The organism is Sphaerochaeta sp. UBA5836, from assembly GCF_002432845.1.
Lineage (GTDB): Bacteria > Spirochaetota > Spirochaetia > Sphaerochaetales > Sphaerochaetaceae > Sphaerochaeta.
Genome location: NZ_DJGW01000078.1, coordinates 1 through 25,514, shown reverse-complemented (window position 1 = coordinate 25,514; position 25,514 = coordinate 1). Strand labels below are relative to the sequence as shown.

The window sequence follows — 25,514 nt, the reverse complement described above, 5'->3', positions numbered from 1 at the left end:
ATCGGTGAGACATGAAAAAAGATTGAGAATCATACATCAATGTTGTATGCTACAGGTAATCAAAGCGATGATTTCTTCCCTCCTGGGGTACAATCTTTGGTAGGAGAAGGTATGAATACACATCATGAGAAAGAACGCGTTCAGAAGACCACCTTGGTATACTTGGTGGTCATGGTCCTCGTCGTTGCCTTGATTCTGATTGCAGTCCCCAATCCCACGTTCAAGGCTGTAGCCAGTATACTTGTTGTCCTGGTCTGTGCGATTGCCATCATCATTCAGTGGATGTTGCTGGGCAAGAGGCCGGAAGGGGACAAGGAACCTGTACAGCAGGCGCAAAAGGTCGAGCAGCAGAAAGCTGAACGTGTCTCCACCCAAACCGGTGCCCCTTGTGAAGTCAGTGGACAATACCACTGCAGTGAACATCCTGAGCGCAAGGTGTCCATGGAAGAGGGCAAGCGCTTTCCACCCTGCAGAGGTGACAACAAAGGCCATTCGGCAACCTGGATATTAGAGGCTTGAAGGGTATAACCGATTGATTATGCTTGCATTTCGACGTTCTGCTTCACCTTATTGGCTGCATGCCGCTGTACAAGCAGGATGAAGACCAAAAGCAATAATCCGATTGCATCCTGGACGACATTGGCGGTGATAAGCAACAAGGCACCTGCAAACGCAAGGATGCGCAGGATGTTGTGCATGTTGGTGAACAGGTATCCTTCAGTTGCCATTCCGATCATACATACTCCGATGATTGCTGTAATGGAGACCCTGATTGCAATGAAGGGCGTGGTATCTATCAAAAGCAAGGCAGTGTTGTAGATGAACATATAGGGGACGATGAATCCTGCAAGCGAAAGCTTGACTGATTGCAGGCCGGTTTTCATCGGGTCGCCACCGCTCAGACCCGCAGCAGCAAACGACGCAAGGGCTACCGGCGGGGTGATGTTGGCAAACATCGCAAAGTAGAAGACGAACATATGAGCGGCAAGCGGGGGGATTCCCAGTTTCACCAAGGCAGGGGCGGCCATGGTGGCGGTAATCAGATAGGCAGGGATGGAAGGAAGGCCCATGCCCAAAATCATGCAAGTGACCATGGTAAGGACGAGCGTCAACATGAGATTTGATTGGCCGAGCTGAATGATGGCATTCGCCATGTTCAAGCCGAAGCCGGTGAGGCTTACCACACCGATGATGATTCCCACCACTGCACAAGCAACGGCAACCGAGACTACCGCGCGGGTTCCTTCGCTGAATGCATCGAGAATCTGTTTGAACGTCATGCGTGTGGACTTGCGGGCCATGCTGACGGCAATGGTTGCAACAATCGCCCAGAATGCACTGAAGATGACAGTCGCTCCACTGAAGAGCAGCATGTAGAGCAAAAATGCAATGGGAATGAGCAGGTGTCCCCGCTCACGCATGACATCGCGTACCTTGGGAAGGTCTTCCTTGGGGATCCCTTTCAGGTTCTTCTTGGAAGCCCTGAGTTGAACCTGTACAAGAATGCCCAGGTAGTACAGCAGCGCGGGAATAGCAGCACTTATTACGATGGTTCCATACTTGATACCCAGCATTTCAGCCATGATGAAGGCAGCAGCCCCCATGATGGGAGGCAGCAGCTGTCCGCCGACCGAAGCCGATGATTCAACAGCCCCGGCAAACTCCTTGCTGTATCCGGTTTTCTTCATCAACGGGATGGTAAAGGTTCCTGTGGTTACTACGTTTGCCACGGCGCTTCCGTTGATTGAAATGAGAAAACCGCTGGCGATGACGGCAACCTTGGCAGGACCTCCCTTTGAACTACCTGCAAATGCCAGTGCAAGGTCATTAAAGAACCTTCCCATTCCACACTTGTTCATAACCGTACCGAACATGATGAACAGGAAAATATAGGAGGCGGCAACGTCGACGGAGGTGCCGTAGATTCCTTCGGTGTTGATGAAAATATGGTTGACCAAGGCCCGCCAGTCATAGCCGCGGTGCATGAATATTCCGGGAAGATTCCGACCGACCAGACCATAGAGGAGGAAGAGCAGGCTGAGTATCACAAGCGGCCAGCCTGAGATTCTTCTGCTGGCTTCCAGGACAAGTACGATGAGAATGGTTCCCATCACTACATCCATCATGTTGGGACTGCCCATGCGGTTGATGAAAATCATGATTATAGAGATGCATAGAGTTTGCATCAATATGCAATACCAAGAATACCGGTAAGATTATGGTGAAATCAAGCGAAAAAGGATGTACTGTAGTAAAACAGCGAACAAATCGCTACTATACCGGCATGAAAGCAGCCCAATTCTTCCACATTGTTGAGATGCGCACCAAGATCATCAGTATGGGAACCTTCTTCTGTGCAAGCATCTATGCACTCTCACAGACAGGATCGGTGAAGCCTGTCAATGCCGTGGTCATGGGTCTTGCGACGCTCTTCATCGATATGGGAACGACTGGTTTCAACACCTTTTTTGACTACTGGAGAGGAGTCGATAATGCACTCTACACCAAGGAACAGGACAAGGTTCTGGTGCACCAGGCTGTCAGCCCCATCATGGCTTTCCTGGTTTCCCTCGCACTTTTCGCCCTGGCAGCCCTTTTGGGACTTTATCTGGCCTGCCTGACCAGCTGGAATTTGATTCTTGTCGGAGGTGTGTGCATGCTTGTCGGCTTCTTCTACACCGGCGGTCCGCTTCCCATTTCAAGAACCCCATTTGGTGAGGTGTTTGCCGGTTTCTTTCTGGGAACCATGTTGTTTCTCATCACCTTGTATGTGCAGGGCGTGACTCCAAGCGTAAAACATGTGGTGGTTACCGTGCCGTTCCTGTTGATGATCGGCATGATCCTTTCGGTGAACAACGGTTGTGATTTGGTCGGTGACAAAGCAAGCGGACGCAAGACGCTTGCCATCCTCTTGGGCAGCGACAAGGCCTTTGGCCTCATCGCTGTCGAGGGCCTGGGTGCCTATGCCATCTCATTTCTTCTTGTAATCCTGGGCTATCATCCATCGACTCTGGCCTTTTGCCTGGTCCCTTCGCTCGTGTTGTACAGCAAAGCACTGATCGAAGTGAAAAAGGCAGGTCTCGATGCCGAGCACAAGTCGGTACACATGCAGTTCGCATCAAAAAGCTATCTGCATTTCTGTCTGGCCTTTATCGCAGCGTATGCGCTTAGTATAGGGTTCTCTGCTCCGGCTTCTTGATGGTTGCAGCAAAGATTGAATTGATTACTCCCAATACGGCCGAGAGGGTGAACAGCACCTCGATTCCCAGTGTTTTCCAAATGTAGCCACCCAGTAATGCAATCATGACGCTGATCAGGTGGTTGACTGAAATGCCGGTTGTAAGGGTTGCCGTAAGCTCTTCGCGGCTTGAGGAAAGGTCGCGTACATAGACGTTGGTCGCCATGCTTGCCAAGCTGATGATCGAGTCCAGCACAAAGTTGATGCAAACCACGATGAAGGCGATATGCATGGGAAAGATGCGGTGTGCAAAGCCGTACATGAGGCACACGACAACCAGGATCAGGGTGTCGGCCACCATGATTTTCTTATAACCCAGCTTGTCCACCAGCATTCCGATGGCAGGACTGAGGAGCATTCCAAAGACTGCACAAATGGCCAGAAGCAGGGCGATGACCGAGGTGTCTGCCCCATAGAAGAGGATGAGGGCATAGGGTGCGAAGGTGAGAAAAATCTGCTTGCGCGCCCCGTAGAAAATTTCCAGCATATAAAACTTGTTGTATTTCTTATTGAAGTACAGTCGAGAACGCTTTACCGGTTTCCCTTTGTCCTTCATGGTAAGGGCGATCATGGTGGAGAGAAGCAGCAGGATGGCGGCGATCAGGAAGACTATGCGAAAACCTACAAGAGAGTCCCGTGCATAGCCCAAGCCGCCAAGCACGAAAAAAAGCAGCGATACCATCATGTAGCCTATGATGTTGCCCCCGTGGCTGATACTGGAAGTCACTCCCAGGCTGGCTCCACCCTTGTCGCTTTTTGCGTAGGAGAGGGACATCGAGCTCTTGATGGGCATGACGATATGCTCGCCGGTACTGAACACCACCATGAACAGGATGACAACCACCTTGCTCGACCCGAGCAGCAGCAGGCCGAGCACGCCGCACAGCATGATCGCCGTTCCAATCTTGAACACCTTGGTTTCAGAAAGCCGGTACATCCAGGCAAGGATGAAGACGAGCATAAGACCGGGAAGCTCTCGGAAGAATTCTACAATACCTCGTTCAAATTCGGAGATCTTTACGATTTCAGCCAGGTAATTGTCCTGGATGCCCCGATAAAATCCATAGGCGAGACCCGAAAATAAAATGGTGGCCAAGAAGATTTTCACTCCCTTGTCCCCTGAATAGATGGATGGTTTTTTTGCGTGCATGACAGGTTCTCCCGTTCCCTTACAGCCGACTATGCTTATAAACGGAAAGGATGTCAACAATGTTTCTACTGCTGGCCTTCGAGAACCTTGTTAATATCGAGCATATCCCTCATCAAACCGATAGTCGGTAGAGCTGCAACGAACGATATCAAATTATAGTGACCCCTCTTTGGTCAAGCAGGTTATACGGTGCACTATGCTGATACCTTCACTGGTATGGCCTGAGCTCAGAATCGAAGGAGCTCTCAAGCGCATAGAAGCCTATCTTTAGGTTGCCAATTTGCAGTATCCATCGTAGCCTAGAGGTAGGGAGGCTCGTATGGATACACAGAAATTCGGTGCACATCTCGAGGGGAAAGTGGTTGTCGTCACTGGTGCAAGCAAGGGTATCGGGAGGGGTTTGGCCCGAATAATCGCAGCCGAAGGAGCCATCGTAGCCCTTGCCGCACGTGACACCGAAGCACTGGCGGAAGTGAAAGAGACGATTCTGGGCGAAGGGGGAATGGCCTATGTGTATTCCTTGGACCTCAGGCGGGTTGAGTCCATCCGCTCCTGTTTTGAACGCATTGAATCGGAACTGGGGTCGATGGATGTACTGGTCAACAATGCCGGCATGGGAAACCCCATTCCCGCTGAGCAGATCACCGAGGAGGATTGGGACTGGATGATGGACCTCAATCTCAAGGGAACCTTCTTCTGCTGCCAGGAAGCCGGCAGGCGAATGCTCAAGCAGGGCAAGGGCCGGATTGTAAATATCTCCAGCCAAGCCTCTGTTGTAGCCATTCCCCACGAGGCTGTCTACTGCGCATCCAAAGGCGGTTTGAACATGCTGACCAAAACCTTGGCCGTCGAGTGGTCGGGCAGGGGTGTTACCGTCAATGCTGTGGGACCGACCTTTGTCTATACACCGGGAACAGCCGAGCGTTTGGACGATCCCTTGTTTCTTGATTCGGTCCTTTCCAAGATTCCCCGTGGCAGGGTGGCCACCATAGAGGATGTTGCTTCGGCTGTTCTCTATCTGGCAAGCGACCATGCAGATATGGTCACTGGAACACTCCTGCTGGTGGACGGCGGCTGGACAGCCGTGTGAATGGTGGAGAATAGGTAAAGAATTCTCTGTTTCTCTTGAGTCGGCATACAGGCAGTTGTACCATCGAAGCATGATATATGTTGTAGAGGACAATCCTTCCATCAGGCAGATCATCAAGGCCTACCTCGAATTGGCTGACTTTCAGGTAGTTGAGTTTGAAGGCGTGAGCAAAGTTGTGGAAAGCCTTGAATTCAAGCACCCCAGGCTGTGCATCCTTGATGTCATGCTCGGGGACGGCAACGGCTTTGAGCTGGCAAAGCAAATCCATCAATACGACCCGTCCATTCCCTTCCTGTTTCTTACCGCCAGGGAGTCGGAAAGTGATCGAATAACCGGGCTTGAACTCGGAGGAGAGGATTATATTGTAAAACCCTTCTCCGCCAAGGAGCTGGTTCTTCGAGTGCAAGCCATCCTCAGACGGGTTGAGCAACCTCATGGCGAAAAGCCAACCTCCCTGACGTGGGAAAAGGATGGCCATACCTTGACAGTCGATGAGAAGAAGCATGAGGTATTGGTGGATGATACACCTGTTTCCTTGACAGCTCTTGAGTGGAAGCTGCTCTCCTACCTTGCAAGCAATGCACCGCTTCTGATCAAGCGTGAGCGGTTGCTTGGACAGTGCCTGGGCTATACGCACGATGGAAGTGATCGAACGATCAACACCCACATGAAGAACCTCAGGGCAAAACTAGGGTCTATCGAGTGGATCCAAACGGTGAGGGGCTTCGGATACTCATTCAGCGGGACCAAGAAGGAGCGCTAGGATGCATAAACCCTTTTCTCTGGCTGCCCTGAATTTGGCGTTGGTTATCCTCAGCCTCTTGATTTTCGCCCTGGTTCTCTCACTGTTTCTCTCCTTCGGTCTGGATGCAGTCCAAGACTCATGGCATGCGAAGGAAGAGGCTTCGTTGAATTCCTATATCGTTACGCAACTGCTAGAGGCACCGCAGCCTGTTTCCCCAGAGACTGCCTCCTCTCTCTTCAGCTCTTTGCCCTACGCCCCCACGTACTTCTATGTCTCCGACAGCCTCGGCCAGTTGCTCTATTCATACCACAAGGCTGAACGGGGCGCAGGCAGGGGCAGGGGTTTGCAGTACGGCTTGGTGGAGAATCTGCAATGGCGGGAGGTCAGGTCCTCCAGCGATGAGCTGCTCTACCGATATGCGGTACACCTGCCGACGTTTGCCGAAATCGAAGGAAATGCCTCCCTGCTCGCCGCCGCCAAGCGTATCCTTATCTGGGCGCTCTTGATTGCTATGGCTGTGTCGACACTGTTGGCGTTCTTGTTTCTCAAGCCGCTGAAAAAACAGAGCCGTCTCCTTGCCCAAGCCTTGGACCGTATGGCGGGAGGAGAGCGTACCGTATCTGTGGACGGCAAGCATATTGTGGAGTTCGATGTGATCGCGAATGCCGCCAGGACGCTGCAGGATACCCTGAAGAGTGAAGAGAGCCTGCGCCGTCAGTGGGCCGAGGATATTGCCCATGATCTGAGAACCCCGGTTGCAGTCCTTTCCGGCCAGCTGGAGGCATTGCAGGACAACGTATTGCCTTTCAACCAGGAGCGCTTGTCCTTGTTGCAGCAGGAAACAGTGAGATTGGGGTCCTTGATCAACAGTCTGGCCTTATTGACCAAGCTTGAATCACCGGATCTGGTGGTTCATGGAAGTGACATTCATTTGGAGCCGTTTCTTCGCATGCTTGTCCAGCGTTTTGAGGCGGATGCTGCAAAACGCGGCATGCAGATTGTAATTCCCGAGGGGGATGCATTGCTGCAAGCCGATCATCAACTGTTCACGCGTGCAATGGAGAACCTCCTCAGTAACGCAATCAAATATGGATTGGAGAACAGCCTGATACAAATCCGGTACACCACCGACGAAAACCAACGTGCCGAGAGTCTGGCCATAGAAAATGAGGGAATCATTGAACCGGCATTTCTTCCCCGCCTTTTCGATCGTCTCAGCAGGGGCGAGGCTGGGAGGAGGAGTGACGGATCGGGGCTCGGCCTGTCCATCGTCAAGGCCATCGCCCAGGCCCATCACTGGTCGATCGATGTAGAAAGCAATGAGAAAACCTGTTTTACCCTTCGCTTTACCTAATCTTTACCCACCGTTGAAACAGACTGGATATTGGGGTGCGACCATAGAGTCAAGAACAACAAACAAATTGACTGGAGGTCAACGATGAACAAGAAACGAATTCTTATGGTGCTGCTGCTTTTGGTAGTAGTCGCAGCAATCACATTTGCAGCTCCGATGCAGAGAAGCACGAGAGGCACAGCAGTCCAGGCTCGTCCTGTACAGATGGCTCAGCAGGCTGTACAGCAGAGACAGATGCTTCAGGATTGCGTCCTGGAGGATGGTGAGATTCCCGAAGAGCTTAAGGCCTTCGTTGAGGAACGCAGAGCAGAAGCCCAAGCGAGGCAGACTGCAAACCGTGCCGATCAGGTCGGCGGGCAGATGCGCCAGGGAGCAAGAGGCAAGAGCGGCAGGTGGTAGTCACTACCGCACATGGTACAAGGGGAGAACGGGAGACCGTTCTCCTTTTCTTATGTCCAAGCTTTTGCACTCCCCCTGTGCGTGCTATGATTGCTTGTGTGGAGGGTCAGATGGCTAAAACACTTATTTTATATGCGACCAAGCATGGTACCACCCATGCTTGTGCTGAAGTATTGCAGAAAGAACTGAAGGCTGATGCAGATCTTCAGAACTTGATTGAACAACCGAATGTCGATTTAGGGGCTTACGACACCATTGTCCTCGGAGGCTCGGTGCATGCAGGACGGGCCAACGGAAAACTCAGGAAGTTCTGCATTGCCAATGAGCAGGCCCTTCTGCAGAAAAGACTTGGCCTGTTTCTCTGCATGATGGAAGAGGGTGAAGGGGCTGTGAGGCAGCTTGAACAGAACTACAGTAAAGCCCTCCGTGAAAAAGCCTTGGTTGTTGATTCATTCGGTGGTGAGTTCCTGTTCTCCAAAATGGGGTGGATCACCAGGAAGATGATGAAAATGATGAGTAAAGGCGACGAGGATGTGCATAACATCAGAGAGGATGCGATCAAAGCCTTTGCCGAGGTTCTGAACCGCTGATCTCAGTGTTTTGTCGATGCTTTCTTAAGTCGGTTGTTGATGGCAACGCCGATGCCCTCTTCGGGCAAGAGGCTGCCGACCATGCAACGTAAGTGCAGGGTGTCCAGGTGGCGGATCGCCCAATAGAGGCGACTTGCCGCTTCTTCGGCATCCTCCTTCTCGCTGACATACACCACCGGCCCCTTGAACGGGACGGACTGCTTTTCGAACAGCAACACCCCGACATCGCTTTGGTCCTTGTACAGGGTGACATCGTCGACCAGATAGAGCGGAGTCGTGGGGGCATAATGGCTTTCGAGCAACCCGGGGCTTTCTAGATGGGTATCGGTAGGACCTGCCTGTTTACCCATTACCACCTCGCCAAGCAAGGGCTGGAGCTCCTCCAATCCGATTTTTCCCGGTCGGAGTATGGTGGGGATTTCGGTGCAGAGTGAGAGTACCGTGGATTCAATGCCAACGGTGCATGCGCCTCCATCAAGAATTGCATCGATCCGCGTCCCGAGTTGCTCGCGCACATGAAGCGCGGTAGTCGGGCTGGTATAAGCGAATCGGTTTGCACTCGGCGCTGCAATGGCTTTGCCGCTGGCCTTGATCAAGTTCAACGCCAAAGGGTTGGAAGGCATCCGGATGGCAACCGTTTGGCTGTTGGCCGTAACAATCGAGGGCACAGCAGGATGTTTTTTCAATACCATGGTCAAAGGACCGGGCCAGAAGTGATCCATCAGGAGTTTGGCTCTTGGGTCGAGGTCGACTACCAATCCCTCAAGTTGTTCCAATTGGGCGATATGGACGATCAGGGGGTCGAAGAACGGCCGCTCTTTGGCAGCGAAAATACCTCTCACAGCCTCTTCATTCATGGCATCTGCACCAAGACCGTAGACAGTCTCGGTGGGGAAGGCCACCAGCTTGCCTTGTGCAAGCAGTGCCGCATCTTCGGCAATAAGCTTTGGCAGTTGTTCGCTGGGCCTTGGATACGCCTCTATGTAGGAGACTGCATCGGCAAGCGTATGGAAGAACAAGGTTATGATTGGCGATGCTGCAAGCTCAAGCGGACAGTAGAAGGAGAGTTTTATCCCCTCATCGAGCAAAAATGTCTCGGTCTTGTCAGCAACATTGTCGAACAGTGTTTGCTCGGTCGCCTGCAGGCAGGAGGAAAGAAATGGATGGGCTTTGCACAAAACCTGTGCATCAGAGCGAGCATCCTTAGGGTAAGCGAGGGAAACGGTGCAATCCACGGCAAGCCCCATCAACGATTGAAGGGCATCGCTTTGGTGCATGAGCAGCTTGGGTGTTACATAGATGGTGGACTGATGGTGCATTCTCTTTCCTCGCCTTGCAAGAGTACCGCAAAGACCGAAGGCAAGGCAAGCCGGTTTGTGATACACTCCTCCTATGACGATCAGAGCATATACCGAGCAGGATATCCCGGCCATGACCGGGCTTTGGAACGAGATTGTGGATGAAGGCAATGCCTTTCCCCAGGACGAGAAGCTTGACAGCATAACGGCTTCGGCTTTCTTTTGCAGCCAAAGCTATGCAGCGGTTGCCATCGATGAAGGCGAACTTGCAGGCCTGTACATTCTGCATCCGAACAACGTAGGAAGGGCCGGCCATATAGCGAATGCTTCGTATGCTGTGAAGAAGACCATGCGGGACAAAGGAATCGGAAAGGCCTTGGTCAAGGACTCGCTGGGCCAGCTTTCCCGCTTCGGCTTCAGGATCCTGCAATTCAACGCTGTGGTTGCTTCCAATACACGAGCGCTCGCACTCTATGAGAGACTCGGTTTTGAGAGGCTGGGGACGATCAGGGGAGGGTTTGCCAAGGATGACGGCAGCTTTGAGGATATTGTGAGCATGGTGTATTACGTAACAGGCTGATGATGAGCATGCAAACCAACGATGAAGAACTGAGAAAAATCGACTTCTCCGACATACCGGAGATGACCGATGCACAGCTGTCCCAGTTGCAGCCTTCGCACGTGCGAAATCAGGCAAAACCTATGCATCGTGAATTGCCCAGGAGCTTGGGTAGGGAAATCGGCTCTACGGAAGGGAATGACTGAGGCCTCTCACTCGCCAATGATCTTAATCAGCACGCGCTTGGTTCGCTTCCCATCGAACTCATAGGAGAAAATTTGCTCCCAGGTACCGAAATCAAGCTTTCCCTTGGTTATTGCCACCACACTCTCTCGTCCCATGATGGTGCGCTTGAGGTGTGCATCGGCATTGTCCTCATATCCGTTGTGCCGATACTGGCTGTACGGTTTTTCCACAGCCAACTTCTCCAGCCACACCTCGTAGTCTTGATGCAGCCCGCTTTCATCGTCATTGATGAAGACGCTTGCGGTAATATTCATGGCATTTATCAATACCAATCCCTCCTGGACGGTGCTTTCTTGGACAGCTTGTTGTACGAGATGCGTTATGTTCACCAAGGCCCTGCGTGAAGGTAGATGGAAAGACAACTCTTTACGAAAACTTTTCATGCTCTATGCTCCTCCGTTCATGATATAGGATAGAGAAGGAACGATAAGTGGTCAAATGATGCGAGTATGAAGCCTGTAAGTATTTATTATATTCCTATATTCACATTAAAAAGCTGTATAAAATTACAAACTATGCAAATTACTTATTGTAATAACTATAGATACCTTGCTTTATTCATTTCTCGGGTTTAGTATGCTTACAGTGGTCTTCTGGAATATATTACAGCATCCATTGGATGTTTCATGGTATAGATGCAAGTTTTTCGTGCACTGTCCCCGTTTTTTCCCAAGGAGGTCCTCATGAGCGATCGACACACCGCGATCCAAGCAATCGTAGCGTCCCATCGTACCGAGCGTGGAGCACTACTTTCCATTCTGGAAGCAGTCCAGCGCAGCAGCGATCACAACTACCTCAGCAAGGAGGAGTTGGTCCTGGTTGCAAAGGAGCTGGAAGTACCCCTTTCGACAGTCTATTCAGTTGCCACCTTCTATGCATTTTTCAATCTTAAACCGCAAGGCGAGCATGTAATCACTGTCTGCAGGGGGACGGCTTGTCATACCCGTGGTTCCAAGCCGTTGCTTCTGCAGGTTCTCAAGCAAATGAACCTTCAGCTTGATGAAGAGGGGACTGCCACCACCGACGATGTACGGTTCACCGTCCACACCGTGGCGTGCTTCGGCCAATGTGCGCTGGCTCCGGTCATTGCCATTGATTCAGTCATCCATTCCCGCGTGACGGAGCAAAAGCTCAGTCAGATGTTGCAATCGCTTCTCGAAGGCAAGGAGGTCTCATGAACAAACTATTGGACAGGCTCCAGCTCGAAGGCGGACAGAGTATGTATCCAAGCCACCCCGGCATCGCAGTAGGGATGGGGACGTGCGGAATCGGAAGTGGTGCCGCACAGGTATACGCTGCATTCAAGGAAGAGAAGGAGAAGCGGAATCTGGCAGTAAGCCTGCGCAGTGTAGGCTGCTTCGGCTGCTGCAGCGAAGAGCCTTTGGTTTCTCTCCAGCTTCCAGGCAAACCCTTGGTGTGGTTGTCCAAGGTAGAGGTTTCCGATGTCCCGCTTATTCTCGATGATCTGGAGCAAGGTACCTATTATAAGCCGAAGGCCTTGTGCAGGATCACCGAATGGGATCACCATCTGGCGTTTCACACCTACGGGGAGGGCTTTGAAGAACTTCCTCATTGGCATGAAGTGCCCTTCTTCCATGCACAAAAGAAATTGGTGCTGCGTGATGCCGGCCTCATCGACCCTGCAAACATTGCAGAGTATGTAGCCGTCGGCGGGTATCGATCGTTGGAGAAAGTCTTGGGAGGAATGAGCAGGAGCGAAGTGCTGGCGGAAGTGAAGGACTCCAAGCTTCGAGGACGCGGAGGGGCGGGCTTCCCCACTGCGCTCAAATGGGAGATGATGGCCAAGGAACCCAGCGAACCGAAGTTCCTCATCTGCAATGCCGATGAAGGCGACCCCGGTGCCTATATGAACCGCAATGAGATGGAAAGCGATCCTCACATGCTTATCGAAGGCATGCTCATCGCAAGCTATGCCACCGGTGCCCAGGAGGGAATCATCTACGTACGCGCCGAATATCCTCTGGCGGTGGAGCGACTTCGCATCGCCATCGACCAAGCCTATCAAGTGGGGCTTCTGGGTAACAATATCCTGGACCGCAAGTTCAGCTTCAACCTCTCTGTTGTGGAAGGGGCGGGCGCGTTTGTCTGCGGTGAGGAAACAGCCCTGATCGCCTCTCTGGAAGGAAATGCGGGAAGAGCGAGGGTAAAGCCTCCTTTCCCCGCCCAAAAAGGGTTCATGGGCCGTCCGACCACCATCAACAACCTGGAGACATGGTGCAACATACCCCTGATCATCGCCAAGGGAAGCGCCTGGTTTGCCAGGATCGGCAAACCCTCCAGTCCGGGAACCAAGGTGTTCTCCCTGGTGGGAAAGGTAAAGAACACCGGCTTGGTCGAACTGCCGCTCGGCGAAAAGCTTACCACCCTTGTCTATGAAGCAGGAGGCGGGCCTGTCAACGCCAACAAGAAGATCAAGGCAGTGCAGAGCGGCGGTCCCTCCGGTGGATGCATCCCCGCACGACTGTTCAACAGCACCATCGATTATGAGAGTCTGGGGGCGCTGGGAGCCATCATGGGATCGGGGGGGATGGTGGTCATGGACAGCGACAACTGCATGGTCGACTCCGCCCGGTATTTCTTGGAATTTACGACCAAGGAGTCCTGCGGGACCTGCACCCCCTGCAGGGAGGGCCTGAGCCAGGCCCTTGGTCTGGTATCGGGGATTTGTGAAGGGAAGGGCAAGGAGGAGGACCTGGAGACACTCAAGGAGCTGGGCCTGCACATCAGCGACACCTCCCTCTGCGGCCTGGGTCAATCGGCGATGAACCCGGTCATCACCACCCTCAACTATTTTCCCGAGGAGTATGAGAGCCATATCAAACGAGGCAAGTGTGAGGCTGGAACCTGTGAAGCCCTGGTGGAGGAGCTTTGCTCCAACTCCTGTCCGCTTGCCATGCGAATCCCCTCATACATCGCACTCTTGAAGGAAGATCGTCTGGTTGAGGCCTTTACCTCCACCTTGGAGGACAATCCCCTGCCGGGCACCTTGGGCCGCATCTGTCACTTCCACTGCCAGATGCGCTGCAGGCGTGACGACTTGGACGGGCCCGTGCATCAGGGAGAGCTGCATCGCTACCTTGCCGATACCCTCTACAAGATGGGCCAGGAGCAGGATGTGTATCAGGCGCTTCTGGACAGAATGCCCACTCAGACCAAGAAACGCATATCGATAGTAGGGGCGGGACCCGCCGGACTGTCTGCGGCCTTCTACCTCAGGAGGCTGGGCCATGAGGTGACTGTCTACGACGAGCACCGGAAGGCTGGAGGCGTGTTGCGCTACGGTATTCCCAACTACCGACTGCCCAAGGAGGTGTTGGAAAAGGAGCTTGAACTTTTCTCTACCCTCGGCGTCAACTTCGCCTTGGGCAAAGCCCTCGGTCGTGATGTACAGCTGACCGCACTGCAAGCCGATAGTGATGCGGTGATTCTCGCCTTGGGCTCCTATCACCATGCAACACTGGATCTACAAGGAAGTGAAGGACCGGGGTACCTGCAGGGTACCGAGGTTCTCAGGCTCCTCAGTGAAGGACAAGAAGCCGATGTGGGAAGCCGGGTGGTGATTCTTGGAGGCGGCAATGTCGCCATCGATGTTGCCCGTTCTCTGTGGAGATTGGGTTGCCAGGTAACCGTAGCCTACCGTCGCGGAAGGGATGAGATGCCTGCCAACCGCAGTGAGATCGAGGAAGCGTTTGCGGAAGGCATTAATTTTGTGTTCGACGTGGCCCCCTCGCAGGTTCTGCGTGATTCCGGGGGACGGATACAGGGTCTTGAAGTGCATCATCTCCAGCTGGGTCCGTATGACCTCAGTGGAAGAAGACAGCGGACGGAGAGTGCACAAAAAAGCGTTCTTGGCTGTGATACGGTAATCGTAGCCATAGGAGAGCGTGTCGATACCCCGTTGCTGACAAGGCTGGGACTTGCCGTTTCCAAGTATGGATACCTTGAGGCAACCCACTACGGCTACAAGACGAACCTTGAGAACGTCTGGGCGATCGGGGATGTCATCACCGGACCCTCGACAGCCGCCCAGGCCATGGGGCAAGGCAAGGAAGTGGCACGCATCATCGACCAAAAGTTGATGGGCATCGACCGCTTTGCAACACTTTTCACCACGTTCAGCTACGATAATACGGTGGGGAAAACGCTCTATGAGGGGAAGGCCATCAATGCGGTGAAACTTGCACCCAAGGATCGCCGGCTCTCGTTTGCCGAGGTGAATCGCGGGTATACCGGCCGACAAGCCCGCATGGAAGCCGCACGGTGTCTGCGCTGCGATATCAAAATTCAGGAGGTGAGCAATGGATGAGCAGATGATCAGCTGTACCATCGATGGGAAAACCGTCACCGTGGAAAGAGGAATCCGCATTCTCGATGCCTGCGAGCGTGCCGGCATCAAGATTCCAACGCTCTGTTACCTCAAGGATGTGAACTCTCACGGCTCCTGCGGCGTGTGCATGGTGGAGGTGGAGGGCGCCAAACGCTTGGTTCGCTCTTGCATGCATACCGTTATGCCGGGCATGGTGATCCATACCCATACCCAACGGGTCCTGCATGCCAGAAAGCTCAATCTTGAATTGGTGTTGGCCAATCATCCGCTTCTCTGTACGTCCTGTGAACGCAATCTCAATTGTGAACTGCAGGCACTGAGTCAGCAGCTGGGCGTCCGCACAAGCCGGTTTCCTCGGACCAAGAAGAAATTCGAGGAGGTTGACGTCACCTCTGCATCCCTCATCCGCGATCCCAATGCCTGCATACTCTGCAATCGCTGTGTACAGGTGTGTGCCACGATGCAGTCGGTCTCTGCCATCCAGATGGTGGGACGCGGACTGAAGACGAAGGTTGCAACCTTCTACGACGAAGGATTGGGCAATTCAGTCTGCACCAATTGCGGACAGTGCTCGCTTGTCTGCCCGACCGCGGCCATTACAGAGAAAAGCCACGTCCAGCAGGTCTTTGATGCACTTGAAGACCCCTCGTTGGTGGTTTTGGTGCAAACCGCACCCGCCATCAGGGTAGGGCTCGGAGAGGCGATGGGCCTGGGAGAGGGAAGCCTGGTGACCGGCCAAATGGTCAGTTCCCTCAGGGCCTTGGGATTCGACAAGGTGTTCGACACCCAGTTTACAGCCGACTTGACCATTATGGAGGAAGCCTACGAGTTGATTCATCGGCTCACCCATCAGGGGCAGCTTCCCATGATAACCAGCTGCTCGCCGGGGTGGATCAAGTTCATCGAAACATTCTACCCCGAGCAGGTAGGTCATCTCTCCTCCTGCAAGTCACCCCAGCAGATGTTCGGAGCCATCGCCAAGACTTTTTATGCCGAGCAGGCAAACCTCGATCCCAGAAAGATACGGGTGGTTTCGATCATGCCCTGCACGGCAAAAAAGTTTGAAGCCGGTCGCAGCGAAATGGACAGCTCCTTTGCGTATTGGAAGGAACGACTCAATCTATCGGAGGAAGAACGCTTCTGTGATGTTGATTGGGCCCTCACCACCCGGGAGCTGGCCAAGATGCTCAAGCAGGCAGGCATAGATTTTGCCGGTTTGGAAGCGTCCGAGTTTGACGATCCCTTGGGAGCTTCCACGGGAGGTGCGGTTATTTTCGCCTCTTCAGGAGGGGTGATGGAAGCCGCCTTGCGGACAGCTGTGGAGAAGTTGACCGGAAATGTACTAAAAGAGGTCGAGTTCGCCCAGCTTCGTGAGCGGAAGGGAATCCGTGAAGCCGCCCTCAAGCTCGGCGAGAGCACGATCAAGGTGGCGGTGGCCAACACCTTGTCCAACGCCAGGGTTCTACTCGACCAGATCAAGGCCGGTACCAGCCCGTATACCTTCATCGAGGTGATGACCTGCCCCGACGGCTGTCTTGGCGGCGGGGGCCAGCCCATTCCAACCACCGCCGATATCCGCCTCAAGCGGGCGCAATCAATTTATGAGGAGGACCGCAACAAGCCGATTCGAAAGTCCCATGAGAACCCGGCAATCCAAGACTTGTATGCCCGTTTTTTGGACCAGCCGTTGTCGCCGATGAGCCACCACCTGCTGCATACAACTTACACCAAGCGGGTGGTGTATCCGCTTGATTGACTTGTGGGAAGGTGCTTGAGAAGAAAGAGTAGATAGAGTACGGAAATGCCGATGATACACAGCAGCAGAAGCGCTTCTCTGCTGCTGTGCTGTACGATTATGGTTCCACCGATATTGAAGAGAATGTGAAACAGCATGCCGGGGATGAGGTTCCGGGTCTTCACAACCAGAAGGGCCAGGACCAGGCCGATGGCGATGGCCCCGGTTATTTGGGCGACAAGCTCGAGCGCTTCGTATCCGCGAAAGATGTTTACGATGTGGCCGAGGCCGAAGGTGATGCCGCTGATGATCACAGCCCGCCGCCTGCCTTTGTCCTGTTCAATGGCCTCAAGCAAATACCCACGGAACAACAGTTCTTCCAGATACCCGACGTTTGCCATCAGCAGTACGGCTATCAGGATGTCTCTAAAACTAAGGGAGGGGTCGACTCCTCCAAGGTAGGCAATGACGACCAAGGCTCCTAGCGGCAGATAATACAAGACTGTTTTTGCTTCGCTTTTGGAAAAGATGTCAAAACCCATAGGTATTCTGGTTTTCGAATAGAAAAAGAGCACTACTGACAAGACGGTCAACAGAAGGCTGGTAGAGAGGTTGGGAATGCCTCCCATGGCATCTCCGATGTTGACGATGATGATGTACAGGGCAATCCACACGAGTGCATGTGCGACGGGTTTTGTTTCCAAACTGCGATTCATAGGTGACTCCTTTTGGTGAAGCAAGGCGACGGGATGCATGAGGGTTTTTATATAGCATACGATATATAACAAGCGTAATGCATTGTATGAATCAGCAGTCGGAAGGTCAATACACAAGGAGGAAAAGCCGTCCAAATTTTTCACTTTGCCGATTGGGATGCTCCTGTGCATATGGTATACTCAGGATTCTGGAGGCAGTATGAGAATTCTGGCATGTGCAGACATCCATATGGGCAGAAAGCCTGTATTGGCGCAATCGGGTCATAGCAGTTGGGATGCCATCATAGAGAAAGCCCTCAGTCTTGCAGTCGATGTGGTTGTACTGGTCGGTGATGTGGTGGAACAGGAAAAAGCCTGGCTTTCGGTGTACGGCCCCTTGCTCAAAGGATTGCAGACGCTCAAGGAAGCGGGTATCAGGGTCATCGGCGTGGGGGGCAATCATGACTGGAATATCTTTCCCCGCCTGGTGCAGGACAGCGATGCCATCACGATCCTCGGCCTCGGCGGCAAATGGGAGAGCCTGGACATCGGGTGTGTCCGATTTCTTGGCTGGTCGTTTCGCTCGAGCCACGAAGAAGCCAATCCTCTGAAAGAGTTCCCAAGCGACCTGCCCAATCCCTCACTCATAAACCTGGGTTTGCTGCATGCCGACTACGGCACCGCTCTTTCTGCCTATGCGCCGGTACAGGAACAAGACCTGCTTCATAGCGGCGTAGACCTCTGGATGCTTGGGCACATCCACAAGAAAGGCAGGGTCGGAGCAGCCAAGGCATACTACTGCGGCTCCCCGTACGCCCTCGATGTGAATGAGATGGGTGGGCATGGCCTCTATCTCTTGGAAACGGAAGAAGACCTGCACTTCAAAGAGCCGCTCTTCATTCCTCTCTGCCCGTATCGGTATGAGACGTGTTGCATAGACGTCAGCGGCATCGCGGATGCCGATGGAATACAGAAACAACTTACCAAGAGCATCCGCCTGTGTATACAGGAGCTCAAGTATGAAGGGACACTCTTTGTGAAGGCTGTCTTCACCGGCACACTCGCTCTTTCTCTCAACCTTGACCAGATCATGCAAAAGGTGGGGGACGACGATGTCTTCTTCATAGAAGAACAAGGTGTTGTCGCCTACCTGCTCGATCGCTATGAGGACCAAACCGAGCTCGCAATCGACTTGCAACAGCTGTCGATGGGAAGCGGGCCCGATGCCCTGCTTGCCAGAAAATTGCTCGATCCGATTCAGTTGGACCGATTGGCGAGGCAGTACCTAAGTCTCGACGAAGAGAGCTGCAACAGCTCGGCGTACAGCAGGCTGGACAGCTCGAGCCTGAGTTTGGAAGAAGCTGCAAACCTGGCCAGGCAAGCCGGCATGCGGCTGTTGCAAGCGATGGTTGTGCAAAAAGAAGGAGAACGATAATGGGGAAACAGCATCAGTTCACTTCGTTCTCGCTCTTTCGTGCACCCGGCTTTCCCAGCCATACCTTCCCGGATTTGCTCTCCCTCCACAGCGGTCTGAATGTCGTCCATGGACCAAACGGAGTAGGCAAGACCACAATGGTTCGGACCATGCGCTGCTTGTTGTTCGCATCCGACTGCCCGAAATACCTGGAAGCAGAGGCTCATTTGGACTCGGGAGGGCAGAAGTGGCATCTGAGCCTGTCACAGGGCAAGCTCGTACAGAAGCGCCTCGATACCGGTGAAGAGACCCGCCTGCCGGGACGAAACGATGAGTATGCGGATGCCTACTGGTTCCCGTTGCACGAGCTTTTGGAAGCTGAAGGCTCGCAGAGTGTATTTCTCCAAGCCATCCAACGAGAGATGCAAGGCGGGATCGACCTTCAGCTTGCACTGCGGCAAGCCAAAGGCATTGCAGCGTTTTCCAACGGAAGAATTGCGCTTGCCAAGAGTGTTGCTGATGCGTATAAAGCTTATGATGAGATTCGAACGGAGTTGCAGGCCAACGTCTCGCTGAAGACCGACATCTCCCATCTTGAGAGTGAGCTGTCTCGTCAGCCTGCCATGCAACAAACCTCTGTTCGATTGAAATTAGTGCAGGCATATCTTGAGACGCTTGATGCGAGACGGGCTCTGCTTGCTGACTTGCAGGGGTATGACAGCAGGCTTGCCCTGCTGAATGAGCATACGCTCAAGGATGCCCATGCATTGCAGGCAGCCTTGGACCAAGCCGATGAAGCGGTGAGACAGCGGCTGGCCGCCATCCAGGTCGACCAAGCGGCTTTGGACAACCTCAACCTCGATCCCGAATTCCTGGATAACCCCAACTTTATACAGGTCGTTACCGCCCGGATCGATGCACTCAAGGAATTTGAAAGCCAGGTACGCTCCCAAGAAAAGGAACTGCAGAGTGCCAAGACTGCTTTGAAGGTGTGCGAAGAGCAACTGTCCTGGCTGGTGAGCCAGCTCCCGGACCAAGGCAATCTGGAACGTATGGTGGCAAAGCTGGCCAAGCTTGCTCATAGTTGCGAACCGCTTCGTTGCAATCTTGCAGCCTCAGAAACCCATGTCCGGCAACTGGGGGAAATGGTCGATGTCGATCTGCAGGAGAAAGAGAAGCTTGAAGCTTTGAAAACAACGCTGCTTCTTTGCATCGAGACGCTTGGCAACGTGAACTCCATGCCGAAAACCAAGCCTCACTCCGGCAAAGTCTTGCTTCTTGGAACAATCGCCCTCTCATTTTTTGGATCGCTGCTATCCATTGCCATTTCTCCGGTGTTCGGCTTGCTCGGAACCTTGGCTGTCGCCCTATTCGGGCTGCTCTTTTTAAGGCACAAACCCAATGAAGAGTACCAGTCCCTTCAAGCTTTGCTGGCTTCCTATCAAGCCCGGCTGGAAAAGCAGCTGGGCTCATTCACTCTTGACTCCTTCGATATAGCGTGTATTGCGGGCTTGCTTCGGAACGTTCTTGCAAGGATGGCCGAACTGGAGCGCATGGAAGGGGAGAATGAGAGGCGAAGAAAGGCCAAACAAACCTATGAGCAGGCCAAAGCCGCATATGAGGTGTGGCTTGACGAATGGGAGGAAGCAAGCAGGACGCTCAACCTTACCCAGGAGCCGGATCTGCAAGGATCCCAGTTCTTTCATCTGTCTCCTCTCCTCAAGGATTGGGTACACGCAGTCAGTGCCCATGATCAGGCTGTTGCAAATGAGCAGCAGGCAAGGGGCCGGCTCCAAGCTGCGGCTTCCGATTTGGCACAGCTGTGCAGGTTGCAGGAGACCGAGGTTGTCGATATTACAGCCGGGGCGCAACAGCTGATACAAACCATCCAAAGTGCATCCAAGCTTCATGACCGCTTGAAAAGCCAAAAGGAGCTGCTTGCACAGGAAGAACAGAGACAGGGCAGATCTGCATCGGATTTGCAGCAGCTGTTTGAACGACTCCGGCTTACCGTCGGAGACTTGCAGAGTCTTGAGAACCTGCAGAGCCAGTATGAAAAGTATCGTGAGCTTGAAGATCAAAAGCGTGTGTATGAGCAATCACTGAATGCATATCAGCCGGAAATAGTTGAGTTTGCTGCAAGCACCACACTGCACGAAGTCTCTGGTATGCTCGCCGATACTCAGGCCGAGCTTGTGCATCTGGAGGATCTGCGTGAAGAATACGGGAGAAAGCGGGAGCGGTATGATTCATTGTGCTCCGATACCAAGTTGGAGGAAGCCCTGCTCAGGTACGAGCAGGCCAAGGAGGCCTTGGAGGCCCAACGAAGAGAGGAAGTGCACCAGCGCATGGTGTACACCCTCTGTGAAGAGGTGAAGCAAGAGTCGGAATCGAAGCATGTGCCGCAGGTGGTCCGCCATGCAAGTTCATGGTTGCTGCGCATCACGGCAAACCGGTTCTCACTGGCCATGGGCAAGGGAACCTTCACTGCCTTGGACACTGCATTGGGCCGAAGTTTCTCCCTGGCGGAGCTCTCAAGCGGTACCCGGGTCCAACTGCTCTTTGCGGTGAGAATGGCTTTCCTGGAGATGCTGGAAAGCGGGGGTGAGTATCATTTCCCCGTCTTCTTTGACGAACTGATGGCCAACAGCGACGACCAGAGGTCTTTGGCGATCGCAGAGGCCATTGTTGAGATTTCCAAGGACCGGCAGGTCTTCTATTGCACCGCACAACTGGATGAGGTGACCAAGCTCAAGGATGTGGCAAAGGGGGAGTTGCAGGTGATCGGGTTGGAGGACGAAAAGCGCAGCTATCGTATCCAGCAAAGTCCCTTCTCCGCGGTGAAGGTGGAGGTAATGCCCCTCATCGAACCGCTTGCAGATTATCAGGAGTATGGCAGGGCTCTGGGGATTTCAGCACCCCTCTTGCATGATCCGATCGGAAGTCTCAGCAGTTGGTACCTGTGCAGCGACAGCCAAGAGTTGCATCACCTCTTGGAACGGGGGTTTTCCCTTGCCGGTCAAGCCGCCCGGGTGGGTGAGCCTTATCAGGATCGCTTTTCCTTGATGGCCCAAGCCCAGGCATTGGCGAGAACCGGCAGGCCGAAGGTCCTTACTGTATACGATGTTGCGGACGAAGCCTTGAAACTGAATCGCAGTGCTGCATACTACGAGAGCCTGCAGGTCTTCCTGCAGGAAGAACGCAGGACAGGAAACGATGTGCTTGCTGCCATCGACGCAAGGGTGGTCAAAGGTTTCAGGGATGCTGCGAGGGATGCTCTTGCCGCCTACTTGTTCGAAAAGGGTTTCGCCACCGATGAGGCTTCCTATCCGATTGCACAGATTCTGAGCAGACTCTGTTTCTCCAATCCCGAGCTGTGTGTGGACAGCGAAAACTACCGGCTTGTACAAAGGTACCTGTTGAGTCTGGATATCGAGAATTAAGGTTCCTTTTTCCTTGACTTTGGCATATACTACGCCCCATGTATCGATCCACCATCCGCGCCTGTTATTTGGGCAACTTCATCGGGGCTTTGACCTGCAACCTTGCCCCGCTTTTGTATGTGACGTTCATGCATGAGTTCGGTATCACCTTCGAGCAGGCTGGAAGGTTGACGTTGCTCAACTTTTTCACCCAGATAGTGGCCGACTTGGCTTTCAGCCGCCCGGTGGACAAATGGGGGGTGAGGCCCTTCATCACCCTGGGCCACTTTCTGGCTTTTATCGGATTCATTTTGTTGGCATCCGCCCCAAAACTATTTCCAGCAAACCCTTACGTCGGCTTGATGGTTGCAACGGTCATCTACTCAATCGGCGGTGGCTTGTTCGAACTCCTCCTCAGTGCAATCGTCCAGGCCATCCCCAATGACTCGAAGGAGAAGGCCATGAGCCTGCTGCACTCCTTCTATGCATGGGGCTTCATCGTCGTCGTTGTCGGGACCACCTTGATGATCAAGGTGCTGGGACGCAGCAACTGGCCGATTCTGGTGCTTATCTGGTCGGTCTTCCCGCTGATCAACTTCTTCATCTTCCTCCGTGTTCCCCTCGCTCCCGCAATCAGTGAGGAAAAGCGTACGAAAATTCGGGAACTGCTCAGCTCGCGTTATTTTCTGTTCGTGATATTGGGAATTGCCGTAGGCGGTGCTACCGAAGTCTCCATGTCGCAGTGGACCAGTGCGTTTGTGGAAGCCTCCTTGGGGCTGCCCAAGGAAGTCGGCGATCTTTTGGGGCTCTGCTTGTTCGCCCTCCTCTTGGGCTCCATCCGTGCTGTCTATGGATCGTGGGGCGACAAATTTCCTCTCTATAAAGCCATGCTTTTCGGCAGTGTGCTCTGCATTGCCTGCTACGTGATTGCCGCATTCAGTCCGTTGCCCGTCATCAGTCTTGTCGCTTGCATTTTTGCAGGGCTCGGCAGCGGTCTCTTGTGGCCGGGTTCGGTCGTCAATGGTGCCAATCGCTTTCCCTATGCAGGCTCTTCTCTCTTTGCATTTCTTGCCGCCGGAGGTGATGCAGGGGCTGCTTTCGGTCCCTGGCTCATAGGCCTGACTGCAGATGTGGCCCCTTCGTTGGTGAAAGTGGCTCCGTGGCTCAAGCATTTGACTTTGGAGGAATCGGCGCTCAGAAGCGGCATGCTCATCGGATCCATCTTCCCCATCCTGATGGTGATTTTCCTTACGAGGATGAAGAAACAGGAGGCAAGGTAGCCCGGTTCTTTACCAAGGCCAACATCTCATCGGCTGACCGGAGCCTGCGGCTGATGTCCCTGGCAAGGTTGAGTATGAGCATGGTGTAGGTCTTCAGGTTTGCCTGGGAAATCTTGTACATGTCCTTGTTTGACAGGGTGATGATTTTGGTTTCCGTCAGGCTGACAACCGAAGCGGCGCAGCTTTGGATGTCGATGAGTTCCATTTCTCCAAACGAGTCTCCCTTATGCAGGGTGGTGATGATTCTGCTCTGCTTTTTGTTTGACTCTGATTGTCGGACGACGGCAACCTCTCCTTCGACGATGAAGTGCACGCTGTTGTTGCTCTGACCCTGTTGAAGGATTGTTGTGTTCTGAGGATAGGTATGCTCTTGTAAATAACTCTTGATCAACAAGAGTTCCTCGTCAGAAAGCCCCCCGAACATGCTGTGTTTGCAGAGAAATTCATTCTCTAATGTGCATTCGCTCATGCCTTATCGTACAGGCGTTGAATTGCATACGCAAGTTTTTTGCCCTCAATTCGTCAATAAAAAGCAAACAAAGGGAGAGCGAGTCAGCCTTTATAGCTTCGTGTACATGTTTTTCATTGGACGTATCGAAAATGGCGGGATACAGTACTCACAGAGTTCTGGCAAATTTACTGATACTGCTGTAGGAGGTCCACCCTGCTTATCTATTCAGTGCAAAACAGCGTACTCGGCATGTCGATCCTGTTGGTTCTCTTATATTTCTTCCTCAAGCAACACGGCAAGCTGGAGCAAGCGGACCGTATGTTTCTCGCCCTTTGGGCAAGCAATTTTGCTTTGCTGGCATTGGAGCTTTGTGTGGATATTTTGGGTATCTACCATCCACGTGCAGAGCTTGCCCCGCTTCTAACCTTGCTTACCTCCCTTTTCTATACCTTGAATGCAGCCCCCGGTGTTTTCTACTTTCTTTTCATCCAGTACATGATTGGAAACCGTGTCAGCAAGCGATTTGTTCTGTTGCTTTTACTGCCTTGCCTGTTCCTGGCAATACTGTCTTTTGCAAGTGCTTGGACTGGCTGGGTTTTTGTCATTGATGACTTGTCACGATACAGCAGGGGGCCGTACTTCTTTCTCACGGTTATCAACAACTATTTGTATCTGCTTTTCGGGCCGGTGTATCTGTTGCACCATCACGACCAACTGCAGAGAAAAATCTACAGTACGCTGTTGGTGTTTCCCTTTCCTGTCGCCATTGCAGGTCTTTTGCAGATACTGTTTTATGGCGTCGAGGTGCTGTGGATCAGTCTCACCATTTCTCTGTTGATTCTCTTCTTCAACGTGGAATCGAATCAGGTCAACCGCGATTATCTGACCGGGTTGTTCAACCGTAGATATTTTCAGAGAATGGCTGATCTTGCCTTCGCCAGAAAAAAGCCTGGAAAAACCCAGTGGGCTTGCCTTTTGGATATCAATGGTTTCAAAGTTATCAATGACACCTATGGTCATGCAAAAGGCGATGCAGCGTTGATTCAATTCGCCCGTTTTCTGGAACAAGTGGTTCCAAAGCATACAATCGTCAGTCGGTATGGGGGCGATGAATTCGCCCTTCTGACCTCGGCTCTGACAGAGAGGGAAGTGCTGCAAATTCTTGCGCGCCTTGAGCAAAAGCTTACCGAATTCAATGCATCGGGACGGATAGCCGATGCCATCACCGTAAGTGTAGGGTGTGCTCCTTTGCTGATGGAAGATTACGAGAATCTCGACGCCTTCCTGCAACAGTTGGACTTGGGTATGTATACGGCAAAGCAGGAGAGCAAAAAACTAGACACTGATGGGCGTTCTGTAGTCTTCCATTTCTGTAAATAACAAACATCTTGATAGAGTTATGATTTTCATGGCAAATTTTAGCTCCATCAGTTGCCGTTTTTTTCCTGTATGAGTATTGTTTACATGTTTACAACAATAAGGATTTACGTATGTCTAAAA

Annotated in this window: 22 protein-coding genes; 16 read left to right on the top strand and 6 right to left on the bottom strand. The window is 52.8% G+C overall.

The features are described 5' to 3' along the window. Positions 1–111: 111 nt before the first annotated feature. On the top strand, positions 112–519 hold the full coding sequence (locus B3F49_RS06825; protein ID WP_293909982.1) for a hypothetical protein: 408 nt from the start codon (positions 112–114) through the stop codon (positions 517–519). A gap of 17 nt (positions 520–536) precedes the next feature. On the opposite strand, the gene B3F49_RS06820 is transcribed toward B3F49_RS06825, so the two are convergent. Continuing rightward, complete coding sequence (locus B3F49_RS06820) at positions 537–2,192, bottom strand: TRAP transporter permease (RefSeq protein WP_293909984.1); 1,656 nt, start codon at positions 2,190–2,192, stop codon at positions 537–539. 92 nt (positions 2,193–2,284) lie between these two features. Here B3F49_RS06820 and B3F49_RS06815 point away from each other — a divergent pair, with 92 nt between their 5' ends. Then, positions 2,285–3,199 (top strand): prenyltransferase, encoded by a 915-nt coding sequence (locus B3F49_RS06815; RefSeq protein ID WP_293909980.1) that lies wholly within the window; start codon positions 2,285–2,287, stop codon positions 3,197–3,199. Here the strand turns inward: B3F49_RS06815 and B3F49_RS06810 are convergent. Beyond that, a complete protein-coding gene (locus tag B3F49_RS06810) occupies positions 3,168–4,388 on the bottom strand; it encodes an MFS transporter (RefSeq protein WP_293892320.1) in 1,221 nt (406 codons plus the stop codon). The genes B3F49_RS06815 and B3F49_RS06810 overlap by 32 nt on opposite strands. Positions 4,389–4,707: 319 nt before the next feature. On the opposite strand from B3F49_RS06810, the gene B3F49_RS06805 reads away from it, so the two are divergent. The 5 genes from B3F49_RS06805 (at position 4,708) to B3F49_RS06785 (ending at position 8,566) form a co-directional block, all read left to right on the top strand. Next, positions 4,708–5,478 carry an SDR family NAD(P)-dependent oxidoreductase gene (locus B3F49_RS06805; protein ID WP_293894095.1) on the top strand — a complete coding sequence of 257 codons (771 nt, stop codon included), beginning with the start codon at positions 4,708–4,710 and terminating at the stop codon, positions 5,476–5,478. A 70-nt stretch (positions 5,479–5,548) separates the two neighbouring features. Beyond that, positions 5,549–6,241, top strand: a complete 693-nt coding sequence (locus B3F49_RS06800; protein ID WP_293894092.1) for a response regulator transcription factor — start codon at positions 5,549–5,551, stop codon at positions 6,239–6,241. 1 nt (position 6,242) lies between these two features. Continuing rightward, positions 6,243–7,577 (top strand): sensor histidine kinase, encoded by a 1,335-nt coding sequence (locus B3F49_RS06795; RefSeq protein ID WP_293909978.1) that lies wholly within the window; start codon positions 6,243–6,245, stop codon positions 7,575–7,577. 84 nt (positions 7,578–7,661) lie between these two features. Next, entirely contained in the window at positions 7,662–7,976 is a 315-nt protein-coding gene (locus tag B3F49_RS06790; protein ID WP_293909976.1) for a hypothetical protein, read from the top strand. A gap of 110 nt (positions 7,977–8,086) precedes the next feature. Next, complete coding sequence (locus tag B3F49_RS06785) at positions 8,087–8,566, top strand: flavodoxin domain-containing protein (protein WP_293909974.1); 480 nt, start codon at positions 8,087–8,089, stop codon at positions 8,564–8,566. A gap of 2 nt (positions 8,567–8,568) precedes the next feature. Here the strand turns inward: B3F49_RS06785 and B3F49_RS06780 are convergent, their stop codons facing one another. Then, positions 8,569–9,885, bottom strand: coding sequence for an L-threonylcarbamoyladenylate synthase (locus B3F49_RS06780; RefSeq protein WP_293909972.1), 1,317 nt, complete (start codon positions 9,883–9,885; stop codon positions 8,569–8,571). Between the two features lie 73 nt (positions 9,886–9,958). Here B3F49_RS06780 and B3F49_RS06775 point away from each other — a divergent pair, with 73 nt between their 5' ends. Both B3F49_RS06775 and B3F49_RS06770 read left to right on the top strand, forming a co-directional pair. Continuing rightward, positions 9,959–10,444: a GNAT family N-acetyltransferase gene (locus B3F49_RS06775; protein ID WP_293909970.1), complete on the top strand. Its 486-nt coding sequence runs from the start codon at positions 9,959–9,961 to the stop codon at positions 10,442–10,444. Between the two features lie 8 nt (positions 10,445–10,452). Then, positions 10,453–10,629, top strand: coding sequence for a hypothetical protein (locus tag B3F49_RS06770; RefSeq protein WP_293909968.1), 177 nt, complete (start codon positions 10,453–10,455; stop codon positions 10,627–10,629). A 6-nt stretch (positions 10,630–10,635) separates the two neighbouring features. On the opposite strand, the gene B3F49_RS06765 is transcribed toward B3F49_RS06770, so the two are convergent. After that, positions 10,636–11,052, bottom strand: coding sequence for a secondary thiamine-phosphate synthase enzyme YjbQ (locus tag B3F49_RS06765; RefSeq protein ID WP_293909967.1), 417 nt, complete (start codon positions 11,050–11,052; stop codon positions 10,636–10,638). A 300-nt stretch (positions 11,053–11,352) separates the two neighbouring features. Between B3F49_RS06765 and B3F49_RS06760 the strand changes: the two genes are divergently transcribed. The 3 genes from B3F49_RS06760 to B3F49_RS06750 are packed head-to-tail and all read left to right on the top strand — an operon-like array spanning position 11,353 to position 16,773. Further along, positions 11,353–11,847, top strand: a complete 495-nt coding sequence (locus B3F49_RS06760) for a complex I 24 kDa subunit family protein (protein WP_293909965.1) — start codon at positions 11,353–11,355, stop codon at positions 11,845–11,847. Beyond that, the gene (locus B3F49_RS06755; protein WP_293909963.1) at positions 11,844–14,996 is read left to right on the top strand and encodes an FAD-dependent oxidoreductase; all 3,153 of its coding nucleotides are present in this window, start codon (positions 11,844–11,846) and stop codon (positions 14,994–14,996) included. Before B3F49_RS06760 ends, B3F49_RS06755 begins: the two co-directional genes overlap by 4 nt. Next, positions 14,989–16,773, top strand: a complete 1,785-nt coding sequence (locus B3F49_RS06750; RefSeq protein WP_293909961.1) for an NADH-dependent [FeFe] hydrogenase, group A6 — start codon at positions 14,989–14,991, stop codon at positions 16,771–16,773. Before B3F49_RS06755 ends, B3F49_RS06750 begins: the two co-directional genes overlap by 8 nt. Here B3F49_RS06750 and B3F49_RS06745 read toward each other — a convergent pair. After that, entirely contained in the window at positions 16,740–17,468 is a 729-nt protein-coding gene (locus tag B3F49_RS06745) for a CPBP family intramembrane glutamic endopeptidase (RefSeq protein WP_293909959.1), read from the bottom strand. The two genes, B3F49_RS06750 and B3F49_RS06745, sit on opposite strands and share 34 nt — an antisense overlap. A 199-nt stretch (positions 17,469–17,667) precedes the next feature. On the opposite strand from B3F49_RS06745, the gene B3F49_RS06740 reads away from it, so the two are divergent. The 3 genes from B3F49_RS06740 to B3F49_RS06730 are packed head-to-tail and all read left to right on the top strand — an operon-like array spanning position 17,668 to position 23,563. Beyond that, the gene (locus B3F49_RS06740) at positions 17,668–18,882 is read left to right on the top strand and encodes a metallophosphoesterase family protein (protein ID WP_293909957.1); all 1,215 of its coding nucleotides are present in this window, start codon (positions 17,668–17,670) and stop codon (positions 18,880–18,882) included. Next, positions 18,882–22,304, top strand: coding sequence for a hypothetical protein (locus tag B3F49_RS06735; protein WP_293909955.1), 3,423 nt, complete (start codon positions 18,882–18,884; stop codon positions 22,302–22,304). The genes B3F49_RS06740 and B3F49_RS06735 overlap by 1 nt, the downstream gene beginning before the upstream one ends. 38 nt (positions 22,305–22,342) lie before the next feature. Continuing rightward, positions 22,343–23,563, top strand: a complete 1,221-nt coding sequence (locus B3F49_RS06730) for an MFS transporter (protein ID WP_293909953.1) — start codon at positions 22,343–22,345, stop codon at positions 23,561–23,563. On the opposite strand, the gene B3F49_RS06725 is transcribed toward B3F49_RS06730, so the two are convergent. Then, positions 23,532–24,032 carry a cyclic nucleotide-binding domain-containing protein gene (locus B3F49_RS06725; protein WP_293909951.1) on the bottom strand — a complete coding sequence of 167 codons (501 nt, stop codon included), beginning with the start codon at positions 24,030–24,032 and terminating at the stop codon, positions 23,532–23,534. The two genes, B3F49_RS06730 and B3F49_RS06725, sit on opposite strands and share 32 nt — an antisense overlap. Before the next feature lie 210 nt (positions 24,033–24,242). On the opposite strand from B3F49_RS06725, the gene B3F49_RS06720 reads away from it, so the two are divergent. After that, positions 24,243–25,394: a GGDEF domain-containing protein gene (locus tag B3F49_RS06720; protein ID WP_293909949.1), complete on the top strand. Its 1,152-nt coding sequence runs from the start codon at positions 24,243–24,245 to the stop codon at positions 25,392–25,394. Positions 25,395–25,514: the final 120 nt, after the last annotated feature.